Genomic DNA, 15,107 nt, shown 5'->3' on the forward strand with positions numbered 1-15,107 from the left:
CGGCTCAGCGGACCCAGAAGTCGTGCGGCGTCCGTCCCGGGCGGAAGCCGCACGACTCGACCACCGCCGCGGCTTCGGCGAACCCGTGCCCGACCAGCGCGGGCTCGTGGGCGTCACTGCCGAAGCTCACCGCCCGACCACCGACCTCGCGCCACCACCGCACCACCTCGGCGTGCAGCGGGACCTTGGTGTTGACCTCCAACACCCGCCCGCTGCCCGCCAACGCCCGCAGCACCGCCCGGAACTCCTCCTCGAACCGGCGCGGCTCGAACACGCCCGGCCAGTCGCGGATCGGGTAGTCGACGTGCGCCAGCACCTCGAACGGCGCGGACGAGCCGGCGAGCCGCCGCGCCTCGGCCAGGTAGCGCCGCACCACCTCGTCCGCCGGCAGCCGGCCGTACAGGGCGCTGATCTCCTGGTTGCCCCCGTCGTGCCGCACCGCGTGCACCGAGCCGAGCACGCGCTCGAACCCGGCGCCGCCGATGACCCCCGCCACCCGGTCCGGGTACCAGTGCGGCTCGCTCAACTCCACCCCCGACACCACCCGCAGCCCGGGGAACCGCTCCCGGCACCGCGCCAAGCAGGCCAGGTACCCCTCGACGTCGAGGTCCGGCGGTTCCAGGACGCCGTCCGGCCGGATGCGCGTGGTGAAGTGCCCGGGCAGCCTCGGCACGAACTCCTCCGGCACGGTCCACGACGTGAAGTCCGCGTGCTCGGTGAACGCGACCGAGGGCAACCCGAGCTCGACCGCCCGCGCGCACGACCTCTCCATCGACCCGAGCAGCGTGTCCCACGACCACTCGCTGTGCACGTGCCCGTCCGGTGGCAACCCCATGTGCGCGGGACGTGCCGCGCCGCGCGAGGGTTGTCCGGACAGGTCCTTCACGCCCGCAGCCGCAGCCCCTTGGGCGTGGCGCGGAAGCCCGCGTCCTGGAGGATGACCGCCAGCCGCGACCCCAGCGCCACCTCGCCGTCCGCGCGCTGCACGGCCAGCTGCCCCAGCCAGCCGTCGCGCACGGCTCGGCTCAGCGCTTGCGCCGCCGCGCGCAACGGGTCCTCCTCCTCGGTGAACGACAGCAGCGAACGGCCGCCCCGCTCCACGTAGAGCGTGGCCAGCCCGTCCACCAGCACGACCAGCGCGCCGGACTTGCGGCCCGGCCGGTGCTTGCCCTCGCCCGACGGCTCCGGCCACGCCAGCGCCGCGCCGTAGGGCTGCGCCGGGTCGGCCGCCGCCAGCACGACGGCGTCCGGCGTGCCCACGTGCTCCTGGCCCGGCGACCTCGACGACGCCCGCAGCCGGTCCACCGCGCCCCGGGCCGCGAACTGCGCCGCGCCGAGCCCTTCGACCACGTACCCGCGCACGACCTGCCCGGACTCCTCCATCGCGCGCAGCACCCGGTACACGCCGCTGAACCCGCCGGTCACCCGCTCGGTGTCCAGCGCGCCACGCGTCAGCACGCCGTGCCGCTCCAGGAACGCCTCGGCCCGCGCGTGCGCCCGCCGCGTCGCGTCCACCGCGGGCACCACGGCCAGCGACCACCGGCCCGCCACCGTCGGCGGCCCGGTGCGGCTGGGCAGGTCCGGTCTGCCGGCCCGCATCCGCGCGTAGCGGCCACGTGGCGCGGCCCGCCGGGGCTTGTGCGCCGTGCCGCCGCCCGCGACCAGCGCCCGCAGCGGCGCCAACGTGTCGTTCGTGACCACGCCCGCCCACACCAGGTCCCACAGCGCGCCGACGACCTCGCCGTCCGTCGTCGGGCCCTGCAACGACACCCGGTCGACCACCTGCCGGAAGAACAACGCGCCGCCGCCCAACGCCTCCACCACGGCGGTGTGCAGCGACGAGTCCGGCATCGCCTCCGGCACCAGGTCCGGCAGCAGCAGGTCGGCCACGTCCGTCGGCGCCAGCGCGATCCAGCCGTCGCCGCCGGCCAGCGAGCCGCACCCGGTCCACGTCACCTCGCCGGACGCGGTCAGCTCGTCCAGCAGCGCGGGGCTGTAGCCGGGCAGCCGCGAGGGCAGCACCAGCGACTCCACCGCGCTCGCGGGCAGCGGCGCGCCCGCGAGCTGCTCGACCACCGAGTACACGTCGTCCACGGTCGGCGCGGACCGCAGCCGCCGACCCACCCCGTGCCAGCCCGGCAGGAACCGGCCCAGCGCGGCCGGCTCCACCGGCTCCACCTCGGCCCGCAGCCGGGCCAGCGACGCACGCCGCAACCGCCGCAGCACCTCGGCGTCGCAGTACTCGGTGTGCGTGCCGCCGGGCCGGAGCTCGCCGCGCACCAGCCGCCCGGTGGCCGCCATCCGCTCCAGCACCCCGGTCACCACGGCCACGCCCAACCCGAACCGCTCCGCCGCCTCCACCGCCGGGAACGGCCCGTGCGTGCGCGCGTACCGCCCCAGCAGGTCGCCCAGCGGGTCGGCCACCGGCTCGGTGAACACCTCCGGCACGCCCACCGGCAGCGCCACGCCGAGCGCGTCGCGCACCCGGCCCGCGTCCTCGATGCCGATCACCCGGTCCTCGCCCGCGATGCGCACCCGGATCGCCCGCCGCTGCGCCACCAGGTCCGCCAGCCACTCCGGCCGCACGCCCCGTGCCAGCGCCTCCGCCTCGGACAGGTCGCCGAGGAACCGCAGCAGGTCCGCCGCGCCCTCCGCGTCGCGCGCGTGCCGGTCCGGCGCGAGGCGCTGGAGGTTGCGCTCGACCTCCTCCACGACCTCCGGGTCGAGCAGCTCCCGGATCGCCTCCGAGCCCAGCAGCTCCGCCAGCAGCGCCGAGTCCAGCGACAACGCCGCCGCCCGCCGCTCGGCCAGCGGCGCGTCCGCCTCGTACAGGAACATCCCGACGTACCCGAACAGCAGGCTGCGCGCGAACGGCGACGGCGACGGCGTCTCCACCTCGACCACGCGCACCCGCCGTGCCCGGATGTCGGTCATCAGCTCGCGCAGGCCGGGCACGTCGTACACGTCCTGCAGGACCTCGCGCATCGCCTCCAGCACGACCGGGAAGCTCTCGTACTTCGCCGCCACCGACAGCAGCTGCGCCGCCCGCTGCCGCTGCTGCCACAACGGCGAGCGCTTGCGCGGGTCGCGCCGGGGCAGCAGCAGCGACCGCGCCGCGCACTCCCGGAACCGGGCCGCGAACAGCGCCGAGCCGCCCACCTCGGCCACCACGACCTGCTCGACCTCCTCCGGGTCGAGCAGCACGTCGTCCGCGCCCGCCACGACCTGCGCGCCGTCCAGGTCGACCGCGTCGGGCAGCCGGATCACGATCCCGTCGTCGGAGTGCGCCGCCTGCACCTCGATGCCGCGCCGCTCCCGCAGCCGGGCCGCGATCGCCAGCGCCCACGGCGCGTTGACCTGCGCCCCGAACGGCGAGTGCACCACCAGCCGCCAGTCGCCCAGCTCGTCGCGGAACCGCTCCACCAGCACGACCCGGTCGTTGGGCACGTGCCTGGTCGCCTCGCGCTGCTCGCCCAGGTAGGCCAGCAGGTTCGACGTCGCCCACGCGTCCAGCCCGGCCGACGCGGTCCGCTCCGCCGCCGACGCGTCCTCCATCGTGGACACCTCGCGCAGGAACTTCCCCAGCGCCCGCCCCAGCTCCAGCGGGCGGCCCGGCGCGTCGCCCTTCCAGAACGGCATCCGCGCGGGCTGGCCCGGCGCGGGCACCACGATCACCCGGTCGTGCGTGATGTCCTCGACCCGCCACGACGACGTGCCCAGCAGGAACGTGTCGCCCACCCGCGACTCGTAGACCATCTCCTCGTCCAGCTCGCCGACCCGCGAGCCGGGACCGCGCTCGGACGGCGGCGTCATCACCGCGAACAGGCCCCGGTCCGGGATCGTGCCGCCCGAGGTCACCGCCAGCCGCTGCGAACCCGGCCTGCCGCGCAGCTCGCCCGTGATCCGGTCCCACGTGATCCGGGGCCGCAGCTCGCCGAACTCCTCGCTCGGATAACGGCCCGCGAGCATGTCCAGCACCGCCTGCAACGCCGACTCCGGCAGCGCGGCGAACGGCGCGGCCCGCCGCACCAGCCCGGACAGCGCCTCGACCGTCCACGTCTCCATCGCCACCATGGCCACGACGTGCTGGGCCAGCACGTCCAGCGGGTTGCGCGGGTACCGCACCGCCTCGATCGCGCCGTCCCGCATCCGCTCCGCCACCACCGCGCACGACACCAGGTCGCCGCGGAACTTCGGGAACATCACCCCGCGTGACACCGCGCCCACCTGGTGCCCGGCCCGGCCGACGCGCTGCAACCCGGACGCCACCGTGGGCGGCGCCTCCACCTGAACCACCAGGTCGACCGCGCCCATGTCGATGCCGAGCTCCAGCGACGAGGTGGCCACCACGCACGGCAGCCGCCCCGACTTCAGCTCCTCCTCGACCACCACCCGCTGCTCGCGCGACATGGAGCCGTGGTGTGCGCGGGCGATCGCGGCCGAGCGCTGGGTCGTGACGCCGGACTGGGCGGGCGCCTCGGCGGGGAACCGCTCCAGCTCGAAGGCCTCCTCGGCGAGCTCGTTGAGCCGCGCGGTGAGCCGTTCGGCCAACCGCCGCGAGTTGGCGAACACGATGGTCGACCGATGCTCTCGCACCAGCTCCAGGACCCGCTGCTCCACCGACGGCCAGATCGACGCCCGCTGCTCCGCGCCCGCCGCCGAGCCCGACACCTCGCCGGTCGGCTCGCCGAGCACCGACATGTCCTCGACCGGCACCTCGACCCGGACCTCGATCGTCTTGGCCGTCCTCGGCTGCACGACCCGCACCGGCCGCCCGCCCGCGAGGAACGCGCCCACCTCCTCGACCGGTCGGACCGTCGCGGACAGCCCGATCCGCTGCGCGGGCCGCTCCAGCAGCGCGTCCAGCCGTTCGAGGGACAGGGCGAGGTGCGCGCCGCGCTTGGTGCCGGCCACCGCGTGCACCTCGTCGACGATCACCGTCTCGACGCCGCGCAACGACTCCCGCGCGGCCGACGTGAGCACCAGGAACAACGACTCCGGCGTGGTGACCAGCACGTCCGGCGGTGTCCGGGCGAACGCGCGCCGCGCGTCCGCCGGTGTGTCGCCGGTGCGCATGCCGACCGTGACGTCCGGTTCGGGCAGCGACAGCCGGTGCGAGGCCTGCCGGATGCCCGCCAGCGGCGCCCTGAGGTTGCGCTCCACGTCCACCGCCAGCGCCTTCAGCGGCGAGACGTACAACACCCGGCACCGCCGCTTCGGCTCGGCGGGCTTCGGCGTGGACGCCAGCCGGTCGAGCGCCCAGAGGAACGCGGCCAACGTCTTGCCGGACCCGGTCGGCGCGATGACCAGCGCGTGCTCACCGGCCGCCGCCGCCTCCCACGCGCCCGCCTGCGCCGGCGTGGGCGCGGCGAAGGCCCCGGCGAACCACTGCCGGGTCGCGGGGGAGAACGCGGCCAGAACATCCACCCCCACATCGTGAACCAGGGGTCCGACATTTTTCGTTTGTGGCACGATCACCCCGTTCGAACCGAAGGGGTCACCGTGCGCGTCCTGTCCGTCGACCTGGGCACTTCCAACACCGTCGCGGTGCTCGCGGCGCACGGACGGCCGCCCAGGGTCGTGGAGGTGGACGGCTCGGCCACCATGCCGTCGGCCGTCTACTGCGAGGAGGACGGCACGCTGGTCGTCGGCCGTGACGCCGAGCGCCGCGCCCGCCTCGACCCCGCCCGCTTCGAGCCCAACCCCAAGCGCCGGGTGGACGACGGCGTGCTGCTGCTGGGCGACAACGTGGTGCCGGTGACCGACGCGCTGGCCGCCGTGCTGCGCCGCGTGCTCGACGAGACCACCCGCCAGCTGGGCGGCGAGCCGCTGGACGAGGTCCGCCTCACCCACCCCGCGCAATGGGGCCCGACGCGCCGCAACGTGCTGCTGTCCGCGGCCCGCCTCGCGGGCGTGACCGGCGAGATCGTGCTGGTGCCCGAGCCGGTCGCCGCCGCCTCCCACTACGCCTCGCTGGCCGTCGGCCAGGCGCTCGCGGTCTACGACCTCGGCGCGGGCACGTTCGACGTGGCCATCGTCGGCGCCACCCAGAGCGGCTTCACCGTGCTCGCCGAGGACGGCCTGCCGGACCTCGGCGGCCTCGACGTCGACCAGGCGCTGCTCGAGCACGTCGGCAGGCAGGTCTCGCACCGCGACCCGGCGGCCTGGCAGCGGCTGCTGCGCCCGGAGTCGACGGCCGACCGCCGGGCCCGCCGCACGTTGCAGGAGGACGTGCGCGCGGCCAAGGAGTCGCTGTCGCGGCACGCGCACACCGAGGTGCCGATGCCGGAGCCGTTCGAGGACGTGCTGGTCAACCGGTCCGACCTGGAGGCGCTGGTCCGGCCGAGCATGATGCGCAGCGTGGAGCTGCTGGAGTCCACGATCCGCTCCACCGGCATGGCGCCCAACCAGCTCGCGGGCATCTACCTGGTCGGCGGCGCCAGCCGGATCCCGCTGGTGGCGACCATGATCGCCGAGCAGGTGCGGATCGTGCCGACGAGCCTGGACCAGCCCGAGACGTCGGTCGCCCTCGGCGCGCACCACGTGCCCAAGAACGGCGTCACGCCGCGGTCCCAGGAGCCGGCCAGGCCGACGGAGCCCGACACGGTCGTCACCAAGCCGGTGACCCCGCCGTCCGGCGCGTTCCAGCAGCCGAACCCGGCGGTCAGCGGCGCGCACCAGGTGAACCCGAGCGCCAGCGGCGCCTACCAGGTGAACCCCAGCGCGAGCGGCGCGTACCAGGTCAACCCCAGTGCCAGCGGCGCCTACCAGGTGAACCCGAACGCCAGCGGCGCGTACCAGGTCTACCCGCAGACCGGGCCGCAGCAGTTCAACTTCCCGACCGTCGCACCCCGCGCGCAGGCCAAGCCGGAGCGGAAGAAGCCCAACCGGACCGTGCTCATCTCGGCGGGCGCGGCCGTGGTGCTCGTGCTGGCCGTGGTCGGCGGGATCTTCGCGCTCAACGGGGTGAGCGTGCCCAGCGCGCAGGAGTGCAAGAACGACACCCAGCAGGACGACAAGGGCTTCACCGAGTGCCTGCGCCTGCTCGCGGGCACGATCCCGGACACCAGCACGTGCAAGGCGGGCGGCACGCCCGGCGTCGGCGGCGTCGACGGCATCAAGGGCAGCGTGGTCAGCTGCGCGGTGAAGGACGACTACTCGGTCCAGTACGTGCTCACCGAGACGGTCGTCGGCGCGCAGCACGGCGCGGAGGCCGTCGTGCGGTCGCTCAAGACCGACATGGTCGAGGCGCAGTGGGCGGGCAACGGCCTCACCGGCAAGTACCGGGCCGCCGCGGACGGCGGGCTGGGGCTGCTCGTGTTCACCGCGGACGACCTGCCGCTGCTCGGCATCGTGACCAAGAGCGGCGGCGAGGAGCTGACCGCCGACCAGGTCGCGGACTTCTTCGAGGCAACGGTCCAACCCGGCACCTGAGACCCGGACGGTGGCTGGTAGGGCTCGTTCCGCCCTGGCACCCTCAAGATCGTGACCGTGGTCGACGCCGTGCAGCGCAGGGTCCTGCGGGTGCTGGCGGTGACCCAGGTCCTCGGTGCGGCCGGCGTCGCCATCGGCATGGCGGTCGGCACGCTCGTCGCGGCCGTGCTCGCCGACTCCGACGCGGTCGGCGGGATGGCGCAGACGGCCGCGGTGCTCGGCGCGGCGGTGTTCGCGCTGCCCGCGGCCCGGTTGGCGGCCCGCAGCGGACGTCGTCCGGCGCTGGCCCTCGGCTACGGCGCGGGCGCGGTGGGCGCGGCGGTGGCGGCGTGCGCGGTCGTGCTCGGCTCGTGGCAGGTGCTGCTGGTCGCGCTCGTGCTGTTCGGCGCGGCGGCCGGCGCGAACCTCGCCGCCCGGTACGCGGGCGCGGACCTGGCCCACCCGCACCGCCGGGCGCGCTCGGTGGCGTTGGTGGTGTGGGCGGCGACGGTGGGCGCGGTGGTCGGGCCGAACCTGGCCGACCCGGCGGGGCGGGTGGCCGTGCGGCTGGGGTTGCCGGTGGGCGCCGGGCCGTACCTGCTGTCGGCGGTGCTGTTCGGCCTGGCCGCGCTCGTCGTCCTGCGGTTCCTGCGGCCCGATCCGCTCACGGTGGCGAGGGCGGCCGTCACGCCCCGCGCCCGGCGGTCGGTGGTGGTGTGGCGGTCGCTGCCCCCGGCCGGGAAGCTCGCGCTGGGCGGCCTGGCGCTGTGCCACACCGCGATGGTGGGCATGATGTCGATGACCCCGGTGCACATGGAGCACGGCGGCTCGTCGTTGCGCGTCGTGGGCGTGGTGGTCAGCCTGCACGTCGCCGCCATGTACGTGGCGAGCCCGCTGTTCGGGTGGATGGCCGACCGGCTCGGCCGGGTGCCGGTGCTGGCGATCGGCGCGGCGCTCGTGGTCGCCGCGTCCGGCATCGCGGGCATGGCGCCGTCGCACGGCGCGCCGCAGCTCGCCGCGGGGATGGCGCTGCTGGCGTTCGGCTGGTCGGCGGGCGTGGTGGCGGGATCGGCGCTGCTCACCGAGTCGGTCGAGGTGGCGGACCGGCCGGCCGCGCAGGGCCTGTCGGACCTGTGCATGAACGTCGGCGGCGCGCTCGGCGGCGTCGTGGCGGGCGTCGTGGTGACCGCGTGGTCCTACGCCGCGCTCGGCCTGGTGGTCGGGTTCACCGCGCTGCCGCTGCTGGTGACGTGCCTGTTCGCGTCCGTGCAGCGGGTGCGGTGATCAGCGCTTGCGGTTGTACCAGAGCGCGCGCAGGCCGACCACGATCGCCGCGACCAGGCCGGCGATCACCGCGACCGTGGCGATCGGCGACGACATGCCCGTGGGGTCTTCCTGCAACAACAGCACACGTCGAGGTTAGCGCGCCGCCGCCGCGAACTCGCGCACGCGGACCGTTTCGCCCGCCGTGCGCCAGACCATGCCCCAGGCCAGGCGCGGTGCGCCCACCAGCGGCAGGAACGCGATCTTCGGGCGCGCGAAGTAGCCGGCCGCGTGCGCACCCAGCGGGCAGACGCCCTCGCCGTCGGCGATCGCGGTGAGCAGTTCCTGGAACGTCGTGACGTCCCGACCTCGCTTGATCGGCGCGCCGGCGGGCGTCGTGTCGCGCCAGTAGGCGGCGCGGAAGACCGTGTCGCGGGCCAGGTCCTCCAGCGTCACGGCCTCCTGCCGCGTGAACGGGTGGGTGTCGGACACGGCGAGCACCAAGGGCTCTTCGTGCACCACCGGCCCGCACGTCAGGTCCGGCTCGCGGACCGGGAACAACGTCACCAGCACGTCCACCTCGTCGGCCCTGAGCAGCGCGAACGGATCGGTGAACGGCGCCTCCCGCACGCGCACCTCGCTGTCGGGGTGGCGGGCGCGGAAGGTGTTCAGGACGTCGGCGACGAGATCGGCGAGGGCCGGCGCCTCGAAGCCGACGCGCAGCAGGGACGTGCCGCGTGCGGCCTCCACAGCGCGCGCTATGCCGTCCACGATCTGCTGATAGGCCGGCGCCAGGTCGTCACGCAGGCGGCGGCCGATGGGCGTGAGCGCGACCCGTCGGCTGGTCCGCTCGAACAGCGGCGCGCCGATGCGGCGTTCCAGCTGCTTGACGGACTGGCTGACCCGCGCCTGGGAGACGTGCAGCCGCTCGGCGGTGCGGCTGAAGTGCAGCTCCTCCGCCAGCGCCAGGAAGACCTCCAGGTCACGTCGTTCCATAACCGCCAGGTTATCGTTCCATTCGATCGTGGTCGTTGTTCGGGGCCCTGCCGGCGACGAGGCTCGACCACATGGAAAACACCCTGCTCGTCCGCGCCGACCAGGCCGAGAAGCTCGCCGCCGACCCCGCCGCCGTCGTCACCCTCCTCGCCGACCTCGACGGCCTGACCAGCAACCGGTCCACCTTCCGCGACGGCGCCGACGGCGCGCCGCCGCACTTCCACACCCGCGCCTCGGAGCTGTTCTTCGTGCTCGACGGCACGCTCCAGGTGCTGCTGGACCAGGACGTGGTGACCCTGGAGCGCGGCGACTTCCTCGTCGTGCCGCCACGCGTGCCGCACGCGTTCGGTGCGCTCAAGGGCGCCGACGCGGACGTCCTGTACGTCTTCACGCCGGGCGTGGGCCGGTTCGACTACTACCGCCTGCTCGACCGCGTGCAGCGCGGCGAGGCGAGCCCTCAGGAGATCCGCGACTCGCAGGACCGGTTCGACAACCACTACGTCGACAGCCCGGCCTGGACGGCGGCGCGCTGACCGGGCTCGTTGTTACCGTGGCACATGACCAGCGAATCCCTTGCGGTCCGACCGCGTCGGCGCGAGCAGCTCCGCGACTTCCTGCGGACCTGCCGCGCCCGGCTCACGCCCGCCGACGTCGGCCTCGTGGCGGTGGGCAGGCGCCGGACGCCGGGACTGCGGCGCGAGGAGGTCGCCGCGCTGGCCGGGGTCGGGGTGTCCTGGTACACGTGGCTGGAGCAGGGCCGCGACATCACGGTCTCGTCGGAGGTGCTCGACGCGATCAGCCGGGCGTTGCGCCTGACCGACCTCGAACGCGCCCACCTGTACCTGCTGGCCGGTCTCAACCCGCCGCGGGTCGGCGGCGCACGAGGTGACGAGGTCAGCCCGGAGCTGCGCCGCCTGCTCGACGCGTGGATGCCGCGGCCCGCGATCCTCCGGGACCGGTACTGGAACCTGCTCGCGATCAACGACGCGACCCGGACCGTGTTCGGCTACGACGACACCGACCACAACTGCCTGGTCACGTTCTTCACCAACGCCCGCTACCGCGACATGCACGTCCACTGGGCGTCGGTCGCACCGGTCGTCGTCGCCGCCTTCCGCGCCGATGCGGCGCACGCGCCCGGCGACCCGGGGTTCGACCGGGTGGTCGACGCGCTCGGCGCGGTGAGCACCGAGTTCGCCGAGCTGTGGGCGCGCCACGAGGTGGGCGCCCAGGTGCAGGCGGTGAAGGCGGTCCGCCACCCGGAGGCGGGCGACCTGGTCTTCGACGTGACGACCCTGGCCGTGGCCGACGGCTCGGACCGGTACCTGGAGCTGTGCAACCCGCGGCCCGGCACGGCGACCGCGGAGCAGCTCGAACGCTTGGCGCGCGGGGCGGCCGTCTCGGCCTGACCGGCGCGCGAGGGTGGTGGTGGCACTCCCGGGTTGAGCGCGCACTGCCTGCCCGCGGCGCCGGTCGGCACGCTGGATCCCATGACGCACAGCACTTCCCGGTTCAAGGACAAGGTCGCGCTCATCACCGGCGGCACGAGCGGCATGGGGCTGGCCGCCGCGCGGAGGCTGCTCGCCGAGGGCGCGCGGGTGGTCGTCACCGGGCGCGACCAGGCCCGGCTGGACGCCGTGGTCGACGAGTTGGCAGGCGACGTCCTCGCGGTGCGCGGCGACGTGGCGAGCCTCACCGACCTCGACGCGCTGACGGCCGCGATCAGGGACCGGCACGGCCGGCTGGACGTGGTCTTCGCGAACGCGGGCGTCGCCTCGTTCCAGCCGAGCGGCGACGTCACCGAGGCCGAGTTCGACCGCCTCGTGGGCATCAACTTCAAAGGCGTGTTCTTCACCATCCAGAAGACCCTCCCGCTGCTGGCCGACCACGCCGCGATCGTGATCAACGCGTCGTGGACGCTGCACCGCGGCCTGCCCGGCGCGTCCCTCTACGCGGCGACCAAAGCGGCCGTGCACAACCTGGCGCACACCCTCGCGGCCGAACTGGCGCCCAGGGGAGTGCGGGTGAACTCGGTCAGCCCCGGCTACATCGAGACCCCGATGTTCCACGACAACGTCTCCGCCGAGGCGGGAGCCGCCGTCGTCGCCGCGGTGGCCGCCGGTCGGCTCGGCACCGCCGAGGACGTCGCCGCCGCGGTCGCGTTCCTCGCCTCCGGTGAGGCGTCCTACGTCAACGGGCAGGACCTGGTCGTCGACGGTGGCCTGGTCGCCGCGGCCCTGGGCTGACCGGGCGCGTTCGCCGACGTCGGCGGTCCGGTCCGGACGGCCGCGCGTTAGGCTGGACCCGATGCGCATCACGATGTTCCGCAAGCTGATGGCCAGGGAGTTCGGCCAGGTCAGGGCGGAGATGGTGGCCCGGGACCACGTGCTGTCCGCCCTCGGCGGTCGGACTCCCGACCAGGCGTTGGAGGCGGGTCTCGAGGCCAAGGAGATCTGGCTGGCCGTCTGCGACGCCTTCGACGTGCCGGAACAGCGGCGGTGACCCGGCGTGTCGACCCGGTGGTCGAACACCTGTTCGGCTACACTCCCCGACACGACCGGGTGACACCACCCCGCGGGTGACCTGGTCCCCACCGGAAAATGTCGGACCCCACCCGTAACGTCGGCCCCGACATCGCACCGCGAACCCAAGACACTCCGAGGTGGACTTCCAGATGGCACCCCAGGCACCCGACCGGGACAAGGCCCTCGAACTGGCCCTGGCCCAGATCGACAAGCAGTACGGCAAGGGCTCGGTCATGCGGCTCGGCGACGAGGTCCGCGCCCCGCTCCAGGTGATCCCCACCGGTGCGATCGCGCTCGACGTCGCGCTCGGCATCGGCGGCCTGCCCCGCGGCCGCGTGATCGAGATCTACGGCCCCGAGTCCTCGGGTAAGACGACGGTGGCGCTGCACGCCGTGGCCAACGCCCAGCGCGCCGGCGGCATCGCGGCGTTCATCGACGCCGAGCACGCGCTCGACCCGGACTACGCGAAGAAGCTGGGCGTCGACACCGACGCGCTGCTGGTCTCCCAGCCCGACACGGGCGAGCAGGCGCTGGAGATCGCGGACATGCTCGTCCGCTCCGGCGCGCTCGACATCCTGGTCATCGACTCGGTGGCGGCCCTGGTGCCCCGCGCCGAGATCGAGGGCGAGATGGGCGACAACCACGTGGGTCTGCAGGCCCGGCTGATGAGCCAGGCGCTGCGCAAGATCACCGGCGCGCTCAGCAACTCCAACACCACCGCGATCTTCATCAACCAGCTGCGCGAGAAGATCGGCGTGATGTTCGGCTCGCCCGAGACCACGACCGGTGGCAAGGCGCTGAAGTTCTACGCGTCGGTGCGGCTGGACGTGCGGCGCATCGAGACCCTGAAGGACGGCGGCGAGCCGGTCGGCAACCGCACCAGGGTCAAGATCGTGAAGAACAAGGTGGCCCCGCCGTTCAAGCAGGCCGAGTTCGACATCCTCTACGGCCAGGGCATCAGCCGTGAGGGCTCGCTCATCGACATGGGCGTCGACCAGGGCATCCTGCGCAAGTCGGGCGCCTGGTACACCTACGAGGGCGACCAGCTGGGCCAGGGCAAGGAGAACGCGCGGAAGTTCCTGCGCGACAACCCGGACGTGGCCAACGAGATCGAGAAGCGGATCAAGGACAAGCTGGGCATCGGCGCCACCCTCGACGCCGAGGAGCCCGCCGCGGCGCCGGTCGAGTTCTAAGCCGGCGTGGCGGGACGAGGTGGCCGTGGTCGCGGGCTGTCCCGCGACCCTTCGGCCGAGGACACCGAGCCGCGCCCGGTCGACCCGGCGAAGGAGCAGCGCAAGGCGACGGACATCTGCTACGCGCTGCTCACCGCCCGGGCCCGCACCCGCGTCGAGCTGAAGGACGCCCTGCTGCGCAAGGGCATCAGCGAGCAGACGGCCGAGCTGGTGCTGGCCAAGTTCGACCGGGCGGGCCTGATCGACGACGCCGCGTTCGCCGAGGTCTGGGTCCGCTCGCGGCACGCGCACCAGGGCCTGGCCCGCCGTGCCCTGGCCGTGGAACTGCGGCGCAAGGGCGTGGCGGACGAGGTGGCGGCCGAGGCCGTCGCCGCGGTGGACGACGAGGCCGAGGAAGACCGGGCGCGCGACCTGGTGCGCAAGAAGCTGCGCACCATGGCAGGCCTGGACGACACCACCAAGATCCGCCGCCTGGTCGCCGCCCTGGCCCGCAAGGGCTACGCGGAAGGCCTGGCCTACCGCGTGGTCCGCGAGGAACTGCGCCGGGCCGGCGAGGACACCACGACGTTGGACGACCTGGCTCAGGACTGAAGGGCGGACCGCCGCCGGGAGCGGATGCGGCGACCGGTCACCGCGGGCCGAGGCCCGGCTTGAGGGCGAACAGGTCGTCGGGCGGGTCGACCACCGCGTCGAAGCCGGCGCCCACCCGGTGGTCCGGCCGGTTAGGTCGCGTCGAACGGCGGCACGTCGTCACCGCTGATGCGCAGGCCCAGCACCGAGGTGTCGGGCCCTTCCTCTTGGTGGACCACCTCCAGCCCGACTACCACGCCGACCAGCGCCCACCACGGCCAGTCGAGGTCTTCGAGGTACCACACCGCGAGTGGGATCAGAGCGCACAGCCGGCACAGCACCGCGCTGCCCCCTGAGCCACAACCGCCCACCCGCGCCGTCGGTCTCCGCCTGCCTGGCGTTCCCGCCCCCGCCGGTGATCACTCCGTGAGCGTATGCGCACTCACGGCAGCGTTCGGGTGAGACGCCAGTACTGGCGCTTCTTCTCCTCGCGCACGACGACGCCGAGCCGGCTCAACTCCTCCCGCAACTCGGCGGCGTCCTCCTTGTCCTCCTTGCGCAACGCCTCGGCCCGCACCTTCAGCAGCGCGTTCGCCCCGGGCGGCAGGTCCGGCGTGCCGTCGACCCACCGCCGGTAGTCCTCCCGGTACGGGTCGCCGTCCAACCACTGGTAGCCGTGGGTCTGGAAGGCCTCGGCCAGCACCTCCGGCTTCAGGTCGTGGCTCTCCCGGGCCAACTCGCCGGTGTCCACGCCGAGCAGCACGAGCTTCTTGCCGTCCAGGAACACCCCGGACACCAGCGTCCGGTCGAAGCTGCGGTGCCGGCCGCCCCTGAGCAGTTCGACGCCCTCGTTGAACACCTCGACCACCAGCCGCTCGTGCGCCGCGATCCCGGCCACCACCAGCCCGAGCAACGCGCCGACGGCCACCGAGCCGATCGTCGCCCACGGCTCCGGCACGGACGCCACCAACCGGAACGGTCCCTGCATCGGGGCCCACGACAGGTCGGCCACCCACCCGGCGATCGACTTCAAGCCCCACACCACGAGCGCGCCCAGCACCGGGAACCCGACCGACACCAGCGCCACCTGCCCGCGCGGCTCGGCGACCACCGTGGTTCGTCGCGCGTCCATCCCCCACTACCTCCC

Annotated in this window: 14 protein-coding genes; 8 read left to right on the forward strand and 6 right to left on the reverse strand. The window is 74.1% G+C overall.

Annotated features, from left to right (window positions below; all coding sequences use genetic code 11):
• Nucleotides 1–4: 4 nt before the first annotated feature.
• Nucleotides 5–886: a PHP domain-containing protein gene (locus ACZ7GX_RS06985; RefSeq protein ID WP_498773734.1), complete on the reverse strand. Its 882-nt coding sequence runs from the start codon at nt 884–886 to the stop codon at nt 5–7.
• On the reverse strand, nt 883–5,427 hold the full coding sequence (locus ACZ7GX_RS06990; RefSeq protein WP_498773736.1) for an ATP-dependent helicase: 4,545 nt from the start codon (nt 5,425–5,427) through the stop codon (nt 883–885). Before ACZ7GX_RS06990 ends, ACZ7GX_RS06985 begins: the two co-directional genes overlap by 4 nt.
• 75 nt (nt 5,428–5,502) lie before the next feature.
• Here ACZ7GX_RS06990 and ACZ7GX_RS06995 point away from each other — a divergent pair, with 75 nt between their 5' ends.
• Entirely contained in the window at nt 5,503–7,434 is a 1,932-nt protein-coding gene (locus tag ACZ7GX_RS06995; RefSeq protein ID WP_498773738.1) for an Hsp70 family protein, read from the forward strand.
• 51 nt (nt 7,435–7,485) lie between these two features.
• The gene (locus tag ACZ7GX_RS07000) at nt 7,486–8,697 is read left to right on the forward strand and encodes an MFS transporter (RefSeq protein ID WP_498773740.1); all 1,212 of its coding nucleotides are present in this window, start codon (nt 7,486–7,488) and stop codon (nt 8,695–8,697) included.
• On the opposite strand, the gene ACZ7GX_RS07005 is transcribed toward ACZ7GX_RS07000, so the two are convergent.
• Together ACZ7GX_RS07005 and ACZ7GX_RS07010 are read right to left on the reverse strand one after the other, a co-directional pair.
• The gene (locus ACZ7GX_RS07005) at nt 8,698–8,823 is read right to left on the reverse strand and encodes a hypothetical protein (protein ID WP_498773742.1); all 126 of its coding nucleotides are present in this window, start codon (nt 8,821–8,823) and stop codon (nt 8,698–8,700) included.
• Nucleotides 8,824–8,832: 9 nt separating this feature from the next.
• Entirely contained in the window at nt 8,833–9,672 is an 840-nt protein-coding gene (locus ACZ7GX_RS07010) for a LysR family transcriptional regulator (RefSeq protein WP_498773744.1), read from the reverse strand.
• Nucleotides 9,673–9,743: 71 nt separating this feature from the next.
• Between ACZ7GX_RS07010 and ACZ7GX_RS07015 the strand changes: the two genes are divergently transcribed.
• The 6 genes from ACZ7GX_RS07015 (at nt 9,744) to ACZ7GX_RS07040 (ending at nt 13,981) form a co-directional block, all read left to right on the forward strand.
• Nucleotides 9,744–10,205: a cupin domain-containing protein gene (locus ACZ7GX_RS07015; RefSeq protein ID WP_498773746.1), complete on the forward strand. Its 462-nt coding sequence runs from the start codon at nt 9,744–9,746 to the stop codon at nt 10,203–10,205.
• Nucleotides 10,206–10,229: 24 nt separating this feature from the next.
• Complete coding sequence (locus ACZ7GX_RS07020) at nt 10,230–11,081, forward strand: helix-turn-helix transcriptional regulator (protein WP_498773748.1); 852 nt, start codon at nt 10,230–10,232, stop codon at nt 11,079–11,081.
• Nucleotides 11,082–11,162: 81 nt separating this feature from the next.
• Nucleotides 11,163–11,918 (forward strand): glucose 1-dehydrogenase, encoded by a 756-nt coding sequence (locus ACZ7GX_RS07025; RefSeq protein ID WP_498773750.1) that lies wholly within the window; start codon nt 11,163–11,165, stop codon nt 11,916–11,918.
• Nucleotides 11,919–11,979: 61 nt separating this feature from the next.
• Nucleotides 11,980–12,174, forward strand: a complete 195-nt coding sequence (locus tag ACZ7GX_RS07030; protein WP_498773752.1) for a DUF3046 domain-containing protein — start codon at nt 11,980–11,982, stop codon at nt 12,172–12,174.
• A gap of 172 nt (nt 12,175–12,346) precedes the next feature.
• Nucleotides 12,347–13,390, forward strand: a complete 1,044-nt coding sequence (gene recA, locus ACZ7GX_RS07035) for a recombinase RecA (protein WP_498773754.1) — start codon at nt 12,347–12,349, stop codon at nt 13,388–13,390.
• A gap of 36 nt (nt 13,391–13,426) precedes the next feature.
• Nucleotides 13,427–13,981 (forward strand): regulatory protein RecX, encoded by a 555-nt coding sequence (locus ACZ7GX_RS07040; RefSeq protein ID WP_498774087.1) that lies wholly within the window; start codon nt 13,427–13,429, stop codon nt 13,979–13,981.
• Between the two features lie 131 nt (nt 13,982–14,112).
• On the opposite strand, the gene ACZ7GX_RS07045 is transcribed toward ACZ7GX_RS07040, so the two are convergent.
• Together ACZ7GX_RS07045 and ACZ7GX_RS07050 are read right to left on the reverse strand one after the other, a co-directional pair.
• Nucleotides 14,113–14,265: a hypothetical protein gene (locus ACZ7GX_RS07045; protein ID WP_498773756.1), complete on the reverse strand. Its 153-nt coding sequence runs from the start codon at nt 14,263–14,265 to the stop codon at nt 14,113–14,115.
• A gap of 137 nt (nt 14,266–14,402) precedes the next feature.
• Nucleotides 14,403–15,092 (reverse strand): YqeB family protein, encoded by a 690-nt coding sequence (locus ACZ7GX_RS07050; RefSeq protein WP_498773758.1) that lies wholly within the window; start codon nt 15,090–15,092, stop codon nt 14,403–14,405.
• Nucleotides 15,093–15,107: the final 15 nt, after the last annotated feature.

The sequence above is a fragment of the Actinosynnema sp. NPDC037264 genome (genome assembly GCF_055603705.1).